This window comes from Microbacterium sp. KNMS, assembly GCF_053851835.1.
Genome location: NZ_JBSQBP010000005.1, coordinates 48,644 through 66,921 on the forward strand (window position 1 = coordinate 48,644; position 18,278 = coordinate 66,921).

18 protein-coding genes and 1 tRNA gene are annotated in these 18,278 nt (G+C 69.7%); 8 read left to right on the forward strand and 11 right to left on the reverse strand.

The window, feature by feature from the left end:
* Positions 1-34 precede the first annotated feature (34 nt).
* Positions 35-865, reverse strand: coding sequence for a hypothetical protein (locus tag ACWXWW_RS04680; RefSeq protein ID WP_455969023.1), 831 nt, complete (start codon positions 863-865; stop codon positions 35-37).
* A gap of 134 nt (positions 866-999) precedes the next feature.
* Between ACWXWW_RS04680 and ACWXWW_RS04685 the strand changes: the two genes are divergently transcribed.
* Positions 1,000-1,566, forward strand: coding sequence for a hypothetical protein (locus ACWXWW_RS04685; protein WP_455969025.1), 567 nt, complete (start codon positions 1,000-1,002; stop codon positions 1,564-1,566).
* A 322-nt stretch (positions 1,567-1,888) separates the two neighbouring features.
* On the opposite strand, the gene ACWXWW_RS04690 is transcribed toward ACWXWW_RS04685, so the two are convergent.
* From ACWXWW_RS04690 to ACWXWW_RS04700, 3 genes are all read right to left on the reverse strand, one after another.
* Complete coding sequence (locus tag ACWXWW_RS04690) at positions 1,889-2,431, reverse strand: hypothetical protein (protein WP_455969027.1); 543 nt, start codon at positions 2,429-2,431, stop codon at positions 1,889-1,891.
* A gap of 189 nt (positions 2,432-2,620) precedes the next feature.
* Positions 2,621-3,385, reverse strand: a complete 765-nt coding sequence (locus tag ACWXWW_RS04695; protein WP_455969029.1) for an SDH family Clp fold serine proteinase — start codon at positions 3,383-3,385, stop codon at positions 2,621-2,623.
* 518 nt (positions 3,386-3,903) lie between these two features.
* Positions 3,904-3,977 (reverse strand) — tRNA-Gly (locus ACWXWW_RS04700).
* 84 nt (positions 3,978-4,061) lie between these two features.
* Between ACWXWW_RS04700 and ACWXWW_RS04705 the strand changes: the two genes are divergently transcribed.
* Together ACWXWW_RS04705 and dcd are read left to right on the forward strand one after the other, a co-directional pair.
* Entirely contained in the window at positions 4,062-5,054 is a 993-nt protein-coding gene (locus ACWXWW_RS04705) for a hypothetical protein (protein ID WP_455969031.1), read from the forward strand.
* A 32-nt stretch (positions 5,055-5,086) separates the two neighbouring features.
* Entirely contained in the window at positions 5,087-5,692 is a 606-nt protein-coding gene (gene dcd, locus ACWXWW_RS04710; RefSeq protein WP_271174620.1) for a dCTP deaminase, read from the forward strand.
* 1 nt (position 5,693) lies between these two features.
* Here dcd and ACWXWW_RS04715 read toward each other — a convergent pair whose 3' ends face one another.
* Entirely contained in the window at positions 5,694-6,233 is a 540-nt protein-coding gene (locus ACWXWW_RS04715; RefSeq protein WP_455969033.1) for an NUDIX domain-containing protein, read from the reverse strand.
* A gap of 57 nt (positions 6,234-6,290) precedes the next feature.
* Between ACWXWW_RS04715 and ACWXWW_RS04720 the strand changes: the two genes are divergently transcribed.
* Genes ACWXWW_RS04720 through ACWXWW_RS04730 form a run of 3 tightly spaced genes read left to right on the forward strand, consistent with a single transcriptional unit; the run spans position 6,291 to position 9,115 of the window.
* Positions 6,291-7,526, forward strand: a complete 1,236-nt coding sequence (locus ACWXWW_RS04720) for an MFS transporter (protein ID WP_455969034.1) — start codon at positions 6,291-6,293, stop codon at positions 7,524-7,526.
* A gap of 52 nt (positions 7,527-7,578) precedes the next feature.
* On the forward strand, positions 7,579-8,304 hold the full coding sequence (locus ACWXWW_RS04725) for a lytic murein transglycosylase (RefSeq protein ID WP_455969036.1): 726 nt from the start codon (positions 7,579-7,581) through the stop codon (positions 8,302-8,304).
* A 37-nt stretch (positions 8,305-8,341) separates the two neighbouring features.
* Positions 8,342-9,115, forward strand: a complete 774-nt coding sequence (locus ACWXWW_RS04730; protein WP_455969167.1) for a hypothetical protein — start codon at positions 8,342-8,344, stop codon at positions 9,113-9,115.
* Position 9,116: 1 nt separating this feature from the next.
* On the opposite strand, the gene ACWXWW_RS04735 is transcribed toward ACWXWW_RS04730, so the two are convergent.
* Both ACWXWW_RS04735 and ACWXWW_RS04740 read right to left on the reverse strand, forming a co-directional pair.
* On the reverse strand, positions 9,117-9,485 hold the full coding sequence (locus ACWXWW_RS04735) for a YchJ family protein (RefSeq protein ID WP_455969038.1): 369 nt from the start codon (positions 9,483-9,485) through the stop codon (positions 9,117-9,119).
* Positions 9,486-9,537: 52 nt separating this feature from the next.
* Positions 9,538-10,149, reverse strand: a complete 612-nt coding sequence (locus ACWXWW_RS04740) for a hypothetical protein (protein WP_455969039.1) — start codon at positions 10,147-10,149, stop codon at positions 9,538-9,540.
* Positions 10,150-10,237: 88 nt separating this feature from the next.
* On the opposite strand from ACWXWW_RS04740, the gene ACWXWW_RS04745 reads away from it, so the two are divergent.
* Complete coding sequence (locus tag ACWXWW_RS04745; protein WP_421074939.1) at positions 10,238-10,804, forward strand: MarR family winged helix-turn-helix transcriptional regulator; 567 nt, start codon at positions 10,238-10,240, stop codon at positions 10,802-10,804.
* 213 nt (positions 10,805-11,017) lie between these two features.
* On the opposite strand, the gene ACWXWW_RS04750 is transcribed toward ACWXWW_RS04745, so the two are convergent.
* Positions 11,018-13,336, reverse strand: coding sequence for an immune inhibitor A domain-containing protein (locus tag ACWXWW_RS04750; RefSeq protein ID WP_455969041.1), 2,319 nt, complete (start codon positions 13,334-13,336; stop codon positions 11,018-11,020).
* A gap of 269 nt (positions 13,337-13,605) precedes the next feature.
* Here ACWXWW_RS04750 and ACWXWW_RS04755 point away from each other — a divergent pair, with 269 nt between their 5' ends.
* Positions 13,606-14,817 carry an MFS transporter gene (locus tag ACWXWW_RS04755; protein WP_282980385.1) on the forward strand — a complete coding sequence of 404 codons (1,212 nt, stop codon included), beginning with the start codon at positions 13,606-13,608 and terminating at the stop codon, positions 14,815-14,817.
* Positions 14,818-14,829: 12 nt separating this feature from the next.
* Here the strand turns inward: ACWXWW_RS04755 and ACWXWW_RS04760 are convergent, their stop codons facing one another.
* Genes ACWXWW_RS04760 through ACWXWW_RS04770 form a run of 3 tightly spaced genes read right to left on the reverse strand, consistent with a single transcriptional unit; the run spans position 14,830 to position 18,009 of the window.
* Positions 14,830-15,714, reverse strand: coding sequence for a helix-turn-helix transcriptional regulator (locus ACWXWW_RS04760; RefSeq protein WP_455969043.1), 885 nt, complete (start codon positions 15,712-15,714; stop codon positions 14,830-14,832).
* A 42-nt stretch (positions 15,715-15,756) separates the two neighbouring features.
* Positions 15,757-16,587, reverse strand: a complete 831-nt coding sequence (locus ACWXWW_RS04765; RefSeq protein WP_455969045.1) for a Cof-type HAD-IIB family hydrolase — start codon at positions 16,585-16,587, stop codon at positions 15,757-15,759.
* Between the two features lie 24 nt (positions 16,588-16,611).
* On the reverse strand, positions 16,612-18,009 hold the full coding sequence (locus tag ACWXWW_RS04770) for an MFS transporter (protein WP_455969169.1): 1,398 nt from the start codon (positions 18,007-18,009) through the stop codon (positions 16,612-16,614).
* Positions 18,010-18,278: the final 269 nt, after the last annotated feature.

Here is an 18,278-nt window from a genome sequence, read left to right on the forward strand (position 1 = left end):
GCTACGGCAGCGCGCATGCCGCAGTCGACGACCCCTAGAACAAAGTGGGGACAGCATCCGCCTGTGTCGGGGCGTAGACGCCCAGGACACTGAAGCTTCCGCGCTTTACCTTGTCCCCGAAGTTGCCTACGAAGAACGACGTTTGACGGTTCGGAGCGAACTTCTGTGTGAGGAACTTCCTCTCGATTTCGCGCTTCGCGTCTACTTCGGGCAGACTCCGGAGGTGCCGGCGCTGTAGCTCGCCGAGCTCCCAGTCCAGGAGTTGGGCGGTGTGTGACGGGCAGTCGCTGGCCGTGCAACGGTACTGATACCGGACCGTGAAGCGGGGCGCCTTCAGTTCTGGGGGTGTGTCTATCCCGTCTCCAAATAGATCGAGTGGGGCGAGGTTCTCTGCGTCCGCGATGCGCTTGAGCTGGGCTTCACTCCACCCCGAAAATGGAACGATTTCGAGTTTCTCGACGTGCGCAACTGGTACAAGACCGAGAGAAGGGGCCTGACTATCAGTGGTCGCCGCTCGCCGCAGTGCGCAAGTGGTAGTGGAGGTCACCTTCCCGAGAATCTCGTGCCGATGCTTCCACTTATCGAGGTGTCTGATGATGTTGATCGACTGAATGTCCGGACGAAAGCTTTCTCGACGGTCATCCGTCGCGCTGTGGTGGACGTCGACCTCGATAATGTCGTACTTCTTGAACCGCACCCGCTCCGGCATCCATCGAAATGGGAACGGGTAGAGGCGGATCCATTCCGCACGACCGCCGTCGATCCGGATCCCAGCCACGCACACAGTGTCTCCGTACTTCGACGACGGCTCGGGTGCGGCCTTCACTGAGATGAGTACTTGCGCACGCTCTACCCCGGATGTCATGCCCGTTACGATAGCGGCCTACGCGGGTCCGGAATCCCCCTTCTCGCTTCGGGCGGTGGAGGAGCGGCTCGTCTCGTTGTGAGTAAGAGGCTCAGCCCGGTGTGTGAGACTCGATTTATCAGCGAGGAGCAACAGTGGACACCATTGAGGACATCATCGGGGTCAATCGATCACTGCGAATCTCGTTCGACAGCGCTTCGCGTGAACTGGACGCCGAGAGCTGGTTCGCGGAGCTTCGAGCTGTCGAGTACGACGACGTGACAGATGACTCATACGAGGGTCGCACCTTAGCCAGCGCGAGGATCGTTCGTGTGAACTTGCAGAGCGAGAATTGGTTGGACTCGCTCGATGCTGAATCCGGAGATCTGGTCGCCGTCGGAGAGGCGTTGCGAGATCCTGGCGCCCTCGCCGAAGTCGATGAGAACGCCCTCTTCGCGGATAGCTTGTTAGTACTGGACTTCGTCGGTGTGCCATCGGATCTGCGCGGTTCTCGGCTGAGTCACGCCCTAGTACGTGGCGTCGCTCACATCTTCCGAAGCGACGTCGTCGCGCTCCTCGTCTCCTCGTTGTCGACTGGTCCGGATGGCAAGCTTTCATACGACGCCGAGAAGCGGAACGGACTGCTCCGGCACTGGCAACGCATCGGCTTCGTGTCGGTCCCCGATACAGACGTGATGGTGTTCCCGCTCGGCGACCGCTGATCCCATGGTTCACGACCGGGGTTCCTTGAGCTTGTGGGAGCCAGCCCGCTTCGCGTCCGGCGCCTCTCGATCTGTCAACCGACTTCTCGTCGCGCCAGCGGCGCTGACATGTAACGAGCTCCCAATTAGGGCGCAACGTGCGCGGATGGATGTAGAAGATGCCTCGAGCAATCGTGAATTGGTCGTGAAGCACAATCGCGTATCTCTGGGGGTTGCAGTCTGCGTCGCCTCTAACAGCACTCGCCTCGCTTCCCGCCACCTGCGAGGTGCGGATGTCGCGCGCGGCCGCTCGGGCCAGTCGAGGAGGTCCTATGAACACCGCTCACATGGAAGCGCTAACCGGGTTGCGCAGGGGTTTCTCCTCGCTCTCAAGGTGGGCGTGAAAGCGTTCGTCCAGAAACAGTAAGCGCCGCACGGTTCGTGCCCTCTTTCGATCGGCCGCTGCCAGCCCGCCGAGAATGGCACCCAGTGCCAACGTTGCGAGGCTAAAGGCTGTCGTAACAGAGGAGATCAAGAGGGCCATGTCGAACAACCCACTCGTATCGGTAGAGGACGTGACCATGACGCCCGCTGCCGCGTCTAACGCGACTTGAGACGGCGGGGCCAACGCGACGAAGTAAGTGAGCACGGCGACTGTGAATGCTGCCAGACTGAAAAGCAGCGCGACCACGGTAATGGAGAACCGCGCGTCCCGCTCATGGTTATCCGCGCTTCCCGAGAAGACATCGAGTACGTACCGCGCTTCGACTCGGCGCCGAGGAGACAGCGGACGCCATGAAGACGTGGAGCCGAGCCACTCCTCAAAGAGCAGGTTTCGTTGCCGTCGCCGTTTGAAGGCTAGGTCTGAAATCCCCGGGCTGTCCACGTGATGACGATAGCGGAGCGCGACGCCGCGCCCGCGACACAACTCCACCCGCGGCTCGTTCCCTCTGGGACATCGGCGTCACGGAGAAGATGGCGATGCAATTCGGCGAGCCCGACTTGCCCGCACCACTCATTCGCGGCAGAGGATGGTCATTTGCATCGACGTCGCCGAACCGTGACGGAACCGGGTCTAGGTCGCCCCGCCCCAGTTCTTCAGCCACTGGTTGCCGGTCGAACTCCAGATCATCTTGGTGGCCGCGGTCTGCTCGAACGAGATCGTCATGAGGTGATAGAGGCTGAGTACGGCCTCCTGCAGTGCCTGATCGGCCTCGAGTTCCTCAATTATCAGTCCTTGCGCCGCGGCTTCGTCGCGGCCGATGCGTCGCCCGTGGGACTTGTGATGCCCGTTGTCGGCGAAGTACTTTGCGATATCCGCAGCCCTGGTCCCGGCGTCGGCATCGCCCGCCAGCATGTACTTTTCCAGCCAGTTGGCGACCATGTGCTCGGAGTAAGCAAGTGCGTTCGACGACTCCTTCAGCAGGGCGGGACCCAGGCTCGCCAGAACGGGTGCCCACGCGTGGGCGAAGATCGGGTCGCTCGCGATGTCCATCTTTGCCGCGTCGAACTGATCGACGATGGTCTGTGCGGAGTAGCTGCGTCCGGCGACCGTAGGAATCTGAGGGTCGATCGGGCCCAACTGGCTGTGGTGGCCCATGATGATGCGGTCGGCGGCCATCGAGATCATCGTCCCCGCCGACATGGCGAATGTGGGGACGATCACTTCGATTGATGGGAACTTAGCCCGAAGGTAGTCCACGAGGGACTCGGTTGCGTTCGTTACACCACCCGGTGTGTGGAGAATCAGAGTGAGCCCGCGGTCGAACTGCATCCCCTTGATGACGGCCATCAGGCCGTTAAGGTCCTCGTGCGTGATGCTGACGAACGATGCAGGCACGTCCTGCTTCTGTAGGAATGCGGACCCGTAGAGGAGCACATTTTTGTTGTTACGTAGCCGCGAGACCGTACCCATCCATGTTGCGAAACGAGCGGCGATCCAGGCTGGCTTGTCTGCGACAGGGACCGCGTCGAATTCGCTGAGCAGTTGGTTTCAGGTCGGCACTATGCCGTACCAAAAGTCATGGATCCTGACATCGGCTTCGGCGCAAAGAACTCAGGGAGACCAGCGGACGACGGGTTCGCAGCGAGGACGTCGAGAGCCAGTTCCCGGTACGTCGAGTAGTCCGCGGGGGTGAAGGTTGGCATGACCGGCAGTGTTGCAGGGGATTGCGTCACGTCGCGCTCTTTCCTCGGTGGGTACTCGGATCTTATATGGAGCAGCCTTGGTGGTAAATGGAAGCTCGCGAGGTGTTCCGTTCGCCTATTGGCACGAGGCCGGTACGGAACGCCCTCCGGTAGGCGTGCCCTGATCGGAGCGGGTCCCGCCGAAGTAGTGTGTGACCAGGGATGACCTTGTGGAGGGGCTGACGGGAATCGAACCCGCGCTGTCTGCTTGGGAAGCAGAAGTTCTGCCATTGAACTACAGCCCCGCGCGCGTGGAGCACGCGACTCCGCCAGCATAACAGGGGCTGCGGGCGCCCCGGGATCCCCCGACAGCAAGTAGCGTCGGCTTCATGGGACGCGACGACCGGTACACCGAGACCTTCACCTCGGTGCCCGAAGGGCATCAGGGGCCCTACGTCATCCCGCCTCTCGACGAGATGCGGCGTCGCGGGACGCGCCCGCCGACCCCGCAGCCCTCCCGACCCCGACGGCGCGGACGCGGGTGGCTCGTCCTCCCGATCCTCGTCGTGATCGTGGTGGCGGCGTTCGAGACACGGCTCTTCGGGCTGTGGCCGGTCGTCGTGGAGACCGTCGAGACGTGGATCAGCGGCGCGCCGGACGAGCCCGAGCCCGTCGTGCCGACCGCGGATGCCGATGCCGATGCCGATGCCGAGCCATCCGCCCCGCCCGCGCCGCAGCCATCCGAGTTCCCTCTCGTCGATGCGGCCCGGCTCGCGGCCATCCTGGATGCCCCCGAAGCGCACGTGGGCGAGGGGTTCGTCGCGTACGCGGAGATCCTCGCGCCCGACACGCCGGAGGCTGACGTGCCCGCCGACGCCGCTGCGCACCTCGTCACGCTGAGCGCGCGCCAGCCCGCGACCGCGTACGAGTACGTCGGCGACAACCAGACGGTCATCGTCGACCCCGAGGGGCGCCCGGTCGAGACGGGCGACGTGCTCCTCGTCTCGCTCGCCGTGCCCGATCCCGAGAGCTTCGACTCGTACTACGACCTCGCGGGGATCGACTCCGCGCGGTTCGACGTCGTCGAGCTCGAGGTCGTCGGCCTCTACGACCTCGCGCAGGACGTGACCCTCGGCGAGCTGAGGCTCGACGGCGACGAGCCCGTCCTGCCCGTCAGCGTCCGGAACTCCGCCGACGTGCCGATGGAGTACGCGATCGACATCACGGCCCTGAACCCCGACGGGTCGGAGGCGGCCACGTCGATCGCCTGGTCCGCCGACATCGCGCCGGGGGAGACCGGCGCGGCCGACGTCACGCTGTACGGGGCGGTCCCGGATGGCGTCACGTTCCGCATCGACAGCGTCTCGCGCTACGCGCACTGAGGCGGATGGCCACGGCCGACTACGCTGGCACCGTGCTGCTCTCGGATCGCGACATCAAGGCCCAGCTCGACGCCGACCGCATCAGGCTCGACCCGCTCGATCTCGCGATGGTGCAGCCCTCGAGCGTCGACGTGCGCCTCGACCGGTACTTCCGTCTCTTCGACAACCACAAGTACCCCTTCATCGACCCCGCCGAGGACCAGCCCGAGCTCACCCGCCTCATCGAGGTCAAGCCCGACGAGCCCTTCATCCTGCACCCCGGCGAGTTCGCGCTCGGCGCGACGTTCGAGCAGGTCACGCTCCCGGATGACATCGCGGCCCGCCTCGAGGGCAAGTCGTCGCTCGGTCGCCTCGGCCTCATCACGCACTCGACGGCGGGCTTCATCGACCCGGGCTTCACCGGCCACGTCACGCTCGAGCTCGCGAACGTCGCGACGCTGCCGATCAAGCTCTGGCCGGGAATGAAGATCGGCCAGCTCTGCTTCTTCCAGCTGACCTCGGCGGCCGAGAACGCCTACGGCTCGGGCCCCTACGGCAACCGCTACCAGGGGCAGCGCGGGCCGACCGCCTCCCGCTCGTTCCAGAACTTCCACCGGACGGACGTGTCGGTGAGCGACGCGGGCGCGAGCGGGGCCTGACCTACAGCCGCTTCAGATGCACCGCCGCCATCGCGAGCGCCGCGATCGACTCGCCGTCTGAGATCTCCCCGGACACGGACATCCGCAGCGCCTCGTCGAGCGGCACCCACCGCGAGGCGGTGATGCCCTCCTCGGCCTGATGCGCGGCCGCGTCGCGAGCGGACGTGAGCCCGCGGGCGAGGAACACCGTCTCGGGGGCGACGCAGATGCCGTTGAGCGCGTTCATCCGCCCCACCTCGATCCACTCCGCCGCCTCGAGCCCGCTCTCCTCGAGCAGCTCTCGGCGCGCGGCCTGCTCGGCCGGCTCGCCGTCGCTGCCGCCCGCGACGACCTCCCACGATCGTCCGACCGTGTAGCGGTCGACCTCGACGAGCAGCACGCGGTCCTCCTCGTCGAGCGCCACGACGAAGACCGCCGGATGCCGCAGCTCGACGACGCCGTAGATGCCCTCGCCGCCGTCCGGCCGGGCGACCTCGTCCTCCCGCACGCGGATCCACGGATTCTCGTACACGGTGCGCGTGCGCTTCGTCTGCCAGGCCATGGCCCCATCGTAGGAAGGCGACCCGCGTGTCGCCGATCGGTGCCAGGATCGACTCTCGTGGCATCACTGGGTGAGATCGTCGCGCCGCGGCGGATGGGGCGCGACTTCCGATGGCTCCTCGCGTCGTCGTGGACGAGCAACATCGGCGACGGCATCGCGCTCGCGGCAGGGCCGCTGCTCGTCGCGTCGCTGACCGACTCCCCGTTCCTCGTGGCCTCGGCGGCACTGCTGCAGTACCTGCCGTGGCTGCTGTTCGGCCTGCACGCCGGCGCGATCGCCGACCGATTCGACCGCCGCACGCTCGTCATGATCGCGAACGCGCTCCGCGCGCTGGTCGTGGCGATGCTCTGCGTGTTCATCGTCACCGGCGCCGTGAACATCGGCATCGTGCTCGTCACGATGTTCGCCTACGGGGTCGCCGAGGTCTTCGTCGACTCCGCGAGCAGCACGCTGCTGCCGATGCTCGTCGACCACGACGACCTCGGCATCGGCAACGCGCGCATGCAGGGCGGCTACCTCGTCGCGAACCAGTTCGCGGGGCCGCCCCTCGGCGCCTTCCTCTTCGCCGCCGGCTTTGCCTGGCCGTTCGCCGCGCAGATCGTCTGCGTCCTGCTCGCGATCCTCCTCGTCTCGCGCATCGCCCTCCCGCCGCTCCCACCGCGCGAGGGCGGCCATCCGCCCGTCCGCCGCGACATCGCGGAGGGCCTGCGCTGGACGTGGCGCAACCCGCCCATGCGCACCCTCGCGATCGTCATCCTCGTCTTCAACATCACGTGGGCGGCGCCGTGGGGCGTGCTCGTCCTCTACGCGACCGAGCACCTGCACATGGGCGCCGTCGGCTACGGGATGCTCACGACGGCATCCGCCGCGGGCGGTCTGCTCTCGACGATGGCGTTCGGATGGCTCGAGCGGCATGTCTCGTTCGCCACGCTCATGCGCGTGTGCCTGTCGCTCGAGGTGGTCATGCACCTCGCCTTCGCGCTCACGACCGAGGGATGGCTCGCGCTCGTCATCATGGGAGTGTTCGGCGCGTACGCGTTCGTGTGGGGCACGATCTCGACGACGGTGCGCCAGCGGGTCGTGCCGAACGAGCTCCAGGGGCGCGCGAGCTCGCTGAACATGGTGTGCGTGTTCGGCGGGATGGTCGTGGGCCAGGCGCTCGGCGGCGTGATCGCGCAGCTGTGGGGCCTGACCGCCCCGTGGTGGTTCGCGTTCGGCGGCGCCGGCATCACGCTGCTGCTCGTCTGGCGGCAGCTCGGCCACATCGCCGCCGCGAAGCGCGCGCCGGCGTGATCGCACGGCGGGCGCCGGGCGGACCGTCAGGAGACTGCGGCACGCTGAGGGCGTGAGCAGGCGCCGGAGGAGCACGACGCAGGCCGCCGCGGTCGTCGTGAGCGGCGTCGTGGGTGCGGGCGTGCTCGTCGGGCTGATCGCCCTGGCCGTGCGGACCGCGGAACTCGCTCCGCCGGCACCCACCTCGGCCGCCGCGCTCGCGACGCCGTCGTCGGACGGCGCCACGGTCGACGCCGAGTGGCTCGCGGCGACGGCCGCGTCGCAGGGGATCCCCGAACGCGCGCTCGCGGCATACGGGGCGGCCGACCTCGGCGCGCGGGCGACCTACGGCTGCGCGGTCGGATGGAACACGCTCGCCGGCATCGGATGGGTCGAGAGCCGGCACGGGGCGCTCAACGGCGGAGCTGTGGACGGCGACGGCGTCGCCCGCCCGGCGATCATCGGCATCCCGCTCGACGGCACGAACCGCACCATGGCCATCCCCGACACCGACGGCGGAGCTCTCGACGGGGACGCGGTCTGGGATCGCGCGGTCGGGCCTCTGCAGTTCATCCCGGAGACCTGGGCCATCTGGGCCGTCGACGCCGACGGCGACGGCCGCACGGACCCGCACGACATCGACGACGCCGCGGCGACGGCCGCACACTACCTCTGCCAGGCGCGCGGGACGCTCGATTCGCCCGAGGCCTGGATCGGCGCCATCCGCTCGTACAACGACACCGATGACTACCAGCGGCAGGTCGCCGAGGCTGCGACGCGGTATGCCGAAGGCGGGTGAGCCCGATGTCGCCCGCTCGCGCTAAGGTCGCGCCGTGATGCGCGACTCCCTGCCGCCTCCTCCGTCGCGTCGCCCCGACGTCGAGGACGACTTCGCCGAGGGCCCCGATCCCGCCCTCTGGATCGCGCACTACCTGCCGCACTGGACGACGCCCGACCGCTCCGCGGCGCGGTTCGACGTCGCCGCGGATGGCCTGCGCCTCCGGATCGATGAGGACCAGCTCGACTGGCGCCCCGAGGACGCGCCGCTGCGCGTCTCGAATCTGCAGACCGGGGTCTTCTCGGGGCCGCTCGGGTCGACGCGCGGCACGCATCGGCATCGCCCCGATGGCCTGACGGTTCGAACCGAGACACCGGCGCGCCTGCTGTGGGCGCCGCGCTCGGGCCGCGTCGACATCACCGTGAGTGCGAGCACGGATGAGGGCGCGATGCTCGCCGCGTGGCTCGTCGGGACGGAGCATGAGCGCGCAGAGGACGCGGGCGAGATCTGCATCTTCGAGATCGACGCGGAGGCTGTGGGGTCATCGACCGTCGCCCGCACGGGCATCAAGGCCCACGGCGACCCGGGGCTGCGCACCGACATGGCCGAGGTGACGCTGCCGTTCGACGCCGCGAGACCGCACACGTGGACCGCGATCTGGGGCGCAGGCGAGACCGTCATCGGATGCGAGGGCGTGGTCGTGCGCCGGATCCCGCAGGCCCCCGACTGCCCCCTGTTCCTGCTCGTCGACCTGTTCGAGGTCGGCGGGCGCGGCGGCTCCTACCCGAAGACGGCGCGGCTGCACCGCGTGCGCGGCTGGAGCGGCGCGTGACTCAGCCGGCGACGTCGCCGTCGACGTAGACCCAGCGGCCGCCGCGGCGCGCGAAACGGGAGCGCTCCTCGAGCCGGCCGGGGCCATCCGCCGTCGTGAAGTGCGCGACGAACGCGACCTCGTCGCCCGCAGCCTCGAGGATCTCGAGGCGCGTCCATGTCGTGCTGTCGTCGAGGGCGAGGTCGGCGGGGCGTGTGCGCGGGTGCCAGGTGCGCGCGAGGTAGTCGACATCGCCCTTCGCGAAGGCGCTGTATCGCGAGCGCATGAGCTCTTCCGGGGTATCCGCGAGGCGCGCGCCGGAGTGGAGGGCGCCGCAGCACGACGGATACGGCCGCCCGCTCCCGCACGGGCAGGTCTCGGCGAAGCTCATGACTCGAGCCTACGGTCCGGGGCCGAGACCGCCCGTGCGCGGGGAGACCGCGTCACGACGCGTCGCGGTGGTCGTGGTGGAAGCCGCGCGCGCCGAAGCGGTGGGGCCCGAAGCCGTGGCCGTGGCCGTGGGGCCCGAACCCGTGGCCGTGGGGCCCGAACCCGTGGGGCCCGAAGCCGTGGCCGTGCGGGCCGAAGCCGTGGCCGTGTCGGCCGCGGGGACGCTTGCGGCGGGGCAGGGGCTTGCCCTCCTCCCAGCCGAGCTCGCGCGCGATGGCCTCGAGTGAGGCGAGGGTCGTGGCGAAGTCCTCGGGAGAGACCGCGGCGGCGACGCGCTCGCGCACGGCGGCGACCCGGGGCGCGAGCTGATCGAGCGTCGTGCGCCCCTCGTCGGTCAGGGTCCATTCGCCGTCGACGAGCTCGACCCATCCGTGCTCGGCGAGCATCGTGACGCGGTGGGGCTTGCGGGCGAGTCGGTCGTGCAGACCCGGCGCGTCGGCCGTGCCCGCGAGTGCGTTCAGCAGCCGCCAGTCGCGGTGGTCGATGCCCTCGCTCTCGAGCGCGGCGTCGATCTGCTGGGAGAGCAGGGAGTCGACGGCCTTCAGCCAGAAGCCGAGGGGGCGGCCGTCGTCCTGCGGGGTGCGGTGTGTGGTGTCGGTGTTCATGGAGGTCTCCAAATCAATGTCATCGTGCATGTATATGCAGGATGACATGCATCGGATCTCCATGTCAAGTGTCATGTACTTTAGAGGGGTGGCAGAGCCGACCGATCCCGCAGCCCGCATCGCCGCCGCCCTCGCGCGGCTGCGGCTCGGGCGCCGCGGCGGGGAGGGGCCGTTCGAGCACGGGCATCCGCTTCACGGCGGCCCGTTCGGAGGCCCCCACGCCGGGCCGCACGGCGGTCCGCTCGGTGCGCACCACGGGCACGGCGGCCCGCACGGCGATCACCCGCGCGGTCCGTTCGGACGCTCGATCGCACGTCTGCGGCTGCTGGAGATCCTCGCCACGGCGGATGGTCCGCTGTCGGTCGGGCAGATCGGCGAGCGCCTCGGCGTCGATCAGCCTCGCGCGAGCCGGCTCGTGCAGGCCGTCGTGGAATCGGGACACGCTCGCCGGGAGGCCGATCCTGCCGATGCGCGTCGGACGCTCATCGCGCTCACCGACGAGGGCCGCGCGATCGCGGCGCGCACGCACGGCGCGCGCACGGAGGCCGTCGAGCAGGCACTGGCCGGCTTCACCGCCGAGGAGCGCGCGCAGCTCGCGGATCTCCTGGGGCGCCTCGCCGACGCGTGGCCCGACCCGCGCCGTCCGCAGGGCTGAGCCGGCCCGGGCTCCGAGCCGAGCCATCCCGCTCCCGCCCCGGGACACACCGCAGGAGTTCCTTGCCACCGCGCGCTGACCATCCGCGGGATCACGCGCCTCGGGCGCGCACGCGTGCGAGATTCTCCTGCGTCGTGTCCCGCTCGCAGCCCCGCTGACGCGGAGAGGCCGGGCCGCCCGGAGGGGCGACCCGGCCTCGGTGTCGTGCCGTCGTCAGGACCCGGCGTTGACCTCGATGGTCATCGTGCCCTCGCGGCGGTCAGCGCCCACGACCTGGATGGTCGTGCCCGTGCCGCCGACGATGACCGAGTTCTGCGGGTTGGCCTCGTCGTAGTAGGCGTACGGGTCGGAGTCGTCGAAGAGCGACACCGGCTTCTGCTTCTTGAGCTCGAGGGTGGTCATGCCCTCCTCGGTCTCGCGGTGCAGCGACAGCTTGTCGGTCTTGTCGAGCCCGAACGTCGCGTCGAACGTCTGGATGCGGTTGCGCGCGATCGTCCCGTCCGTCCAGGTCAGCGCCTGCGCACGCGCGTCGACCGGCAGGGCCTGGCCGCCGCCCGGGTGCGCCGAGGTGTTGTTGTCCTCGTAGAGCCCGTTCACGTACCAGATGAGCAGGCCGTCCTGGAACGGGAAGTGCTCGACCCGGTTCGGGTTGGTCTGCGACCAGCCGAAGTTGTACGGGCCCTCGGCGAGCGTCGCGTCGTAGCCGCCGTACACGCGGTTCTCCGCGATGTAGCGGTGGTCGTACTGCACGGTGTACCCGCCGTCCTCGATGAGCTCGAAGCCCGCGCGCTCCCAGTCCGCTGCGCCGTCCTCGACGTCGGTCGACAGCGCGTCGCCCACGGCGATGTCGTCGACCTTGAAGCCGGGGTTGTTGACCGCGCCGTCGGTGACGTACCGGAAGCGGATCTGCGCGGTCTGCCCCGCGTAGGCCGCAAGGTCGGCGGTGAGGGCCGTCCAGCCCTCGGTCGCGCCCGTGATGCCGTTGCCGAGGTTCGCCCCGTTCGGGTCCTCGGTCGTCGAGTGGTCGGTCGCGAGCGGCGTCCAGCTGGCCCCTGCGTCGGTCGAGATCTCGGCGTAGGCGTAGTCCCAGTCGGCTTCGATGTCGTAGTCGACCTGTGCGGTCAGCGCGGCGCCTGCCGGCACCTCGAACGCAGGGCTCGTGACGGTGCTGTCGAGCCCAGCGCCGCTGCCCGAGAAGAAGTACTTCGTGCCGGATGCCGCGGGCCCGGTCTCGACGAACTGCTCGCCGGGAGGCAGATTGACGATCACGGCCTGCGGGCGCGTCGTCGCGTGGAAGGCCGGTCCGAGGTTGACGGTCGCCGACCCGCCCGCCTCGACCGTCTCGTAGTCGAGCCAGCCGAGGAACAGCTTCTCGGTCGCGCCCATGTGGTTCGGGGTCGTGCCGATCGTGCCGTCGCCGTGCCCGAGCCACGAGCCCGAGCTCATCAGCGTCCAGAAGGCGGTGCCGTTGTCGCCGCCGTCGGTGTCGTAGTAGTCGGGAAGGCCCAGGTCGTGCCCGAACTCATGGGCGAAGACGCCGAGGCCGCCGTTCTCGGGCTCGGTCGTGTAGTCGCGGATCCAGATGTCCGTGTCGCCGATGCGGACGCCGCCCGCCTTCGGGTGGTCGGCCGGTCCGTCGACGCCGAGGCCTGCCTGGTTCGCCGCCCAGCGGTGCGACCAGATCGCCCACTCGGGAGCGCCCGCCTCCTCGCCCTCGCCGGCGTGGATCGCCTGGAAGTGGTCGATGTAGCCGTCGGGCTCGTTCGTGATGCCGTCGCCGTCGAGGTCGTACCGGTCCCACACGTCGAACGTCTGGAGGTACGCCACGATCTCGTCGTGCGTCTTGCCCTGTGCGAGCTGGTCGGCGTACCAGGCGTCCGCGGAGTCCTGGATGAAGCGCGTCATGTCGTCCTGCGACTCGGTCTGCCCGTACGACGCCTCCGCGTACGGCACGGTGACCCAGTCGGACACGTCGCCCTGCAGATCGAAGCGGCCGGACGACATCTCGTCGTAGACGCCGCGGAACGACTCCCCGCCCTGGTCCTCGAGGCCCGTGAAGAACATCTCGAGGAAGTGCTCGCGCGAGAAGTCCTCCTCCCAGTAGGTCGAGTTGTCGTCGGCGGCGGGCTCCGGGATCTCGTTGTGCAGCGGACCCGCGGCCGGCGCCTCGGGGAACCGCTCGTCGGGGGTGTCGCCGAACTCCACGAGGATCGAGAACAGCTGGGCCGTCTCCTCGACGCCGTACTCCACCCAGTCATCGGGGGCGATCTCCACGACGCGGGTCTTGTTCTTGCCCTTGCCGCGCTCGGTGACCTCGGCCTGGCCCGTCGCGACCAGCTCGGCCGCCCGCATCTTCTCCGCCGTGCGCTTCTCGGCGAGCGGATCGGGGCGGTCGTCCTGCTGTGCGGGGACGGTCGGGTCGAGCGGCGGAGCCGTGTCGGTGTCGCTCGGTGCCGCGGTGGCGGCCGTCGGTGCGAGCGCCCCGGCGAGCAGGATCGCTGCTCCCAGTGCGCATGCGGTGCGTGACTTCACTCTTCCTCCAGGTTTCACGCGTCGACCGCGAGGTCGGCGCCCGGATGCCTGCGACACGGCGTCGTCGCCGTGCGCAGACGGATGAACCCAACCTAGAGACCCAGGTGTTTCACAGAAATGACATTCTGTAGAACCGCGATGGGGAGTTCTGCCCATGAGGTGCCCATTCGGTGCGTCGTTCCGCTCATCCACGCGGATGCGGACGATCGGTCGGATGGCCCGGACGCGCGGTCGGGCAGCGAGCGCCGGGCCCCGCGACGCTGGAGGGCATGACGAACACCGCCTCGCTTCCGACCGTCGACGAACGCCTCTCACCTCCGCGCGAGCGCCTCCGCTACGGCGCGCTCGTGACGATGATGGTCATGAGCTTCGTGCTGGTGACCGCGGAGTTCCTTCCGAACGGCGTGCTCACCGAGTTCGCGCGCGACCTCGGTGTGACGGCGGGCCAGGCGGGACAGGCGGTCACCGTGACCGCCCTCGTCGGATTCCTCGTCGCCCCGACGATCGGCCTCCTCGTGCCGCGCCTCGACCGCAGGGACCTGCTCGTGTGGCTCGCGGTCGCGGCCGCCGTGTCGAACCTGCTCGTCGCGCTCGCGCCGTCCCTGGGCATCGTGCTCGCGTCGCGGGTGCTGCTCGGCGCGGCGCTCAGCGGGTTCTGGTCGATGTCGCTCACGGTGGCGTCGCGCATCGCCGGCCCGGAGCGGCTCGGGCGCGCGGTCATGTTCACGACCGCCGGGACGTCGCTGGCGACAGTGCTCGGGGTTCCGCTCGGCGTGCTCCTCAGCACGTTCGCCGACTGGCGCGCCGTCTTCGCGGGCGCCGCCGTCGTCACGGCCGCCGTCGCCGTCGCGCTCCGCGTGCTCCTGCCGAAGGTGCCGGCGCAGAGCGCAGCGAGCCTCGCCATCCTCGGCAGCACGCTCCGCCGACCCGGGATCGCACTGGGCCTCGCCGGCCACGTGCTCACGGTTCTCGGCCACTTCACCGCGTACACCTACATCCGGCTCGCACTCGAGCGGATCACGGAGGGCCCCCAGCGCACGCCGCTCGACGAGGGGGCGATCGTGCTCCTCCTCGCCCTCTTCGGCGTCGGCGGGCTCGTCGGCAACGTCGTCACCGGCGTGATCGTCGACCGCCACCTCGGCCTGCTCTCGGCTGCCGTGCCGGTGCTCGTCGGCGCGCCGATCGTCGCGGTCATCCTGTGGCCGACCTCGCTCGCGGTCGTCGGCGTCGCCGTGGTCGTGTGGGGTGTCGCGTTCTCGGCGTGGCTCATCGTGCTGAACGCCTGGATCGGCCGCCGCCTGCCCGACCGCCTCGAGGCCGGCGGAGGCCTGGTCGTCGCGGGATTCCAGCTCGCGATCATGCTCGCGGCCGGCATCGGCGGGGTGCTCGTCGACGCCGCGGGAGTCGACGCGGCCTACATCACGGGAGCCGTCGCGGTCGCCCTCGGCGCCGTGCTGTTCGGCCTCGCCGGTCGCCGGTAGGGCCGGTCGCGGCTACGCGCGGACGAGCGCTCGCGCACGCCACGCCGACGGCGTGACACCCGTGTGGCGCCGGAATGCGCGGCTGAAGCCCTCGTCCGACGCGTAGCCGAGGCGGCGGGAGACCTCGGAGACCCCGGCACCGCCCGCGAGCAGGTCCTGCGCGGCCGCCATGCGCACCTCCGTCAGGTATCCGAGCGGCGACCGTCCGACGACCGAGCGGAACCGCTCGGCGAAGACCGAGCGAGACATGGCCGCGATCGCGGCCATCCGCTCGACCGTCCAGTCGCGCCCGGGCTCCGCGTGGATGGCCTCGATCACGCGCGCGAGGAACGGATCCGCGGTGCGCGCGGGCCATCCGTCGGGTGCGCAGCCGGCGACGGCCCACGCGCGCAGCGTCGCGAGAGCGAGCGTCGTCGCCATGAGGCGGCAGATCACGGGAGCCGCCCCGGCGTACGGGCTCGTCACCGCGGGGAGGCCGAGGTGGGCTGCGAGCGCCGCGGCGGCGGGCTCGATGCGCGAGAATCCGCTGACCGACACGAGATCCGGCACGATCGCGAGCTGCCGCTGGACGGACTCGGATGCGCTCAGCCGCGAGACGATCACGAAGGCTCCGTCGCCGCGGATCCGCATCGGCTCGCGGCCCAGGGAGAGAAGCGTGTCGCCCGCGACGAGCTCCGTCGGCGGGGCTCCGTCGCGCGCACCGCAGTCGTAGGCGCGCGGCGGCAGGGCCAGTGCCCCCTCGAGCACGTACACGAGCGCGGCATCGCCCGTGCCGAGGGCGATCTCCCGCTCGATGCGGAGCCGGTCGGTGCTGCGCACCTCCCACTCGAGCGACGACAGCAGGCGCTCGAGCGCATCGCCGTCGCGCAGTGCGGGGAGCGGGGTCAGCAGCGTCACACCGGCGTGAACCGCGGTCGGCGCGCCCCTATTCCGTCTGCGTCAGAGGAGACCGTGCCGCGCGAAGGCCTTCGCGAGGCCGTCCTCGTCGATCGGAGCGGTCACCTCGTCTGCCGCCTCCTTCGCCTGCAGCGTGCCGTTGCCCATCGCGATGCCGACGCCCGCGAGCTCGAGCATCTCGAGATCGTTGTTGTTGTCGCCGATCGCGATCGCGTCGGCGAGGTCCATCCCGATCCGATCGACCAGCTCGCGGATCGCGCTGCCCTTGGTCACCGCGGGCATCGACACCTCCCCGCTCGCCGTGCCCATGCCGGGGATCGTGCCCGTGATGACCGTGAACTCGGCGCCCACGGCACGCTGCACGGCGTCGTAGGCCCCGAGGTCGTCGCCCGAGAACACGGCCTTCGCCGTGCGGTCGTGGCGCAGCGGCGGGATCTCGCCGAGGTACCGGCCGAGCCCGCGATCCGAGACGCCCTCGCCATCCGAGACGCCGAGCTGACGGCGCAGGTGCCGCTGCATGCCCGTGGTGGCATAGAAGTACTCGCGCCCCTGGAGCACGTAGTCCAGCCCGAGCGCGTCGAACTCCTCGCGCAGCCTCCGGCAGGACGCCTCGGGCATGAGGCGCTCGATGATCCACTCGCCGTCGTACTCGACGAACGCGCCGGCGCCCGCGACGATGCCGTCGAACCCGATGTCGGTCACCTGCACGTCGACCTCGTACGGCGTCCGCCCCGTCGCGAGCAGCACGAGGTGGCCGTTGGCGCGAGCGCGGCGGATGGCATCGGGCGTCGAGGGCGGGATGGTCCCATCGTGGTCGAGGATCGTCCCGTCGATGTCGAGGAACACGATGCGACGGCGGGCGGTGCGGGGCATGCTCCCGACGCTACCCGCCCCGGATCACCGCGCGGCCTTCACGGGCAGCAGCAGGAGGAATCCGAGCAGGAGGACGAGCACGAGGCCGAGGATGCCGAACGTCGTCTGGTGCGTGACGGTGATGAGGAGCGCCCACGCGGCCGAGGCCATCCAGCTCGCGGCGCGCCCCGTCGTCGCGTAGAGGCCGAAGATCTCGCCCTCGCGGCCCGCGGGCGTGACCCGGGCGAGGAACGACCTCGACGCCGCCTGGGCCGGTCCGACGAACACGCACAGGATGAGCCCGCCGATCCAGAACACGGTGCGCCCGGCATCGGCGAGTGCGAAGACCGCGAGCCCCGCGAGGGTCATCGCGCCGAGCGAGAAGAGGATGATGCGCTTGGGCCCGAACCGGTCGTCGAGGCGACCCGAGATGATCGTCGAGACGCCCGCGATGACGTTAGCGGCGACGCCGAAGATCATGAGCTCGAGCGTGCCGAAGCCGAAGACGGTCGCAGCGATCACCGCGCCGAACGTGAACACCCCGGCGAGGCCGTCGCGGAAGACCGCGCTCGCGAGGAGGAACCAGAAGGTCGGGCGCGTGGCGGGGGAGCGGTAGAGGCCGGCGACATCCTTCACGAGCAGCGCGTACGACTGCACGAAGCCCACGCGGCGCTCGGGGCGCCCGAGCGAGGGCTCGGGCACCTTCACGAAGATCGGGATGGCGAACGCGATCGTCCACAGCGCGCAGCCGACCGCGATGACGCGGAACGGGAGGCCGCCCTCCGACGAGAGCCCGAACCAGTCGCCCAGGTAGAAGACGATGACGAGAGCGAGGGCGACGATGCCGCCGAGGTACCCGAACCCCCAGCCGAGGCCCGAGATGCGCCCGATCGTCTTCGGCGTCGCGATGCCGACGAGGATGGCGTTGGAGTTGACGGCCGCGATCTCGCCGAACACCATGCCCGCTGAGATCAGCGCGACCCCCAGCCAGAACAGGGTCGGGGTGGGCTCGACGAACCACAGGCCGAGCATGCAGACGATGAGCGCCCCCGTGCCGATCCCGAGCCACAGCTTCTGCCGGCCCGCGGCATCCGCCTGCTGTCCGAGAACCGGCGCGAGCAGGAGGATGAGGAGGCCCGCGACCGTGGTGCCCCATCCGAGGCCCGACGCGAGGTCGGCGAGAGCCGCGACCTTGACCGGGTCCTCGTCGGCGAGACCCTGCACATCGGGCGGAAGGAAGGCGTCTGTCGTCAGGTAGAGCGCCGTGAAGATGAACGTGAGGATGACCGTGTTGAACGGCTGGGTCGCCCAGTCCCAGAGCGCCCAGGCGAAGACGGTGCCGCGCGATGCGGGAGCGCGCTGAGGGAGCTCGAGCCCCATCACGGTCAGCGCGGCGGTGTCGGCGGCCGCGGGCGGCGCGGAGGGGCGGGCGGGCTCGGGCATGTCGGTCACGCTAGGCCTCCTCGGTGAACGCGCGGTGGCGCGCCGTCGCGCCGTCTGCCGCCCGTTCTCCCGCTGAGACTAGTGTCCGGCGTCGAGACCTGTGTTCCCGACACCGGTCTCGACGACCGGCGCTAGTCTCGGACGCCCGCTACACCGGTCTCGACGACCGGCGCTAGTCTCGGACGCCCGCTACACCGGTCTCGACGACCGGCGCTAGTCTCGAGGGCGCGGGGTGAAGTTGAGTCGGGCTGTATCAAGTTTCTTGACTT

Excerpts from the sequence above, each read along its gene's own strand:
- ACWXWW_RS04730 (WP_455969167.1), top strand. The coding sequence starts at position 8,342 with ATGCGCGACTCCCTGCCGCCTCCTCCGTCGCGTCGCCCCGACGTCGAG.
- ACWXWW_RS04770 (WP_455969169.1), bottom strand. The coding sequence starts at position 18,009 with ATGCCCGAGCCCGCCCGCCCCTCCGCGCCGCCCGCGGCCGCCGACACC.
- ACWXWW_RS04735 (WP_455969038.1), bottom strand. The coding sequence starts at position 9,485 with ATGAGCTTCGCCGAGACCTGCCCGTGCGGGAGCGGGCGGCCGTATCCG.
- ACWXWW_RS04740 (WP_455969039.1), bottom strand. The coding sequence starts at position 10,149 with ATGAACACCGACACCACACACCGCACCCCGCAGGACGACGGCCGCCCC.
- ACWXWW_RS04705 (WP_455969031.1), top strand. The coding sequence starts at position 4,062 with ATGGGACGCGACGACCGGTACACCGAGACCTTCACCTCGGTGCCCGAA.
- ACWXWW_RS04755 (WP_282980385.1), top strand. The coding sequence starts at position 13,606 with ATGACGAACACCGCCTCGCTTCCGACCGTCGACGAACGCCTCTCACCT.
- ACWXWW_RS04680 (WP_455969023.1), bottom strand. The coding sequence starts at position 865 with ATGACATCCGGGGTAGAGCGTGCGCAAGTACTCATCTCAGTGAAGGCC.
- ACWXWW_RS04715 (WP_455969033.1), bottom strand. The coding sequence starts at position 6,233 with ATGGCCTGGCAGACGAAGCGCACGCGCACCGTGTACGAGAATCCGTGG.
- ACWXWW_RS04765 (WP_455969045.1), bottom strand. The coding sequence starts at position 16,587 with ATGCCCCGCACCGCCCGCCGTCGCATCGTGTTCCTCGACATCGACGGG.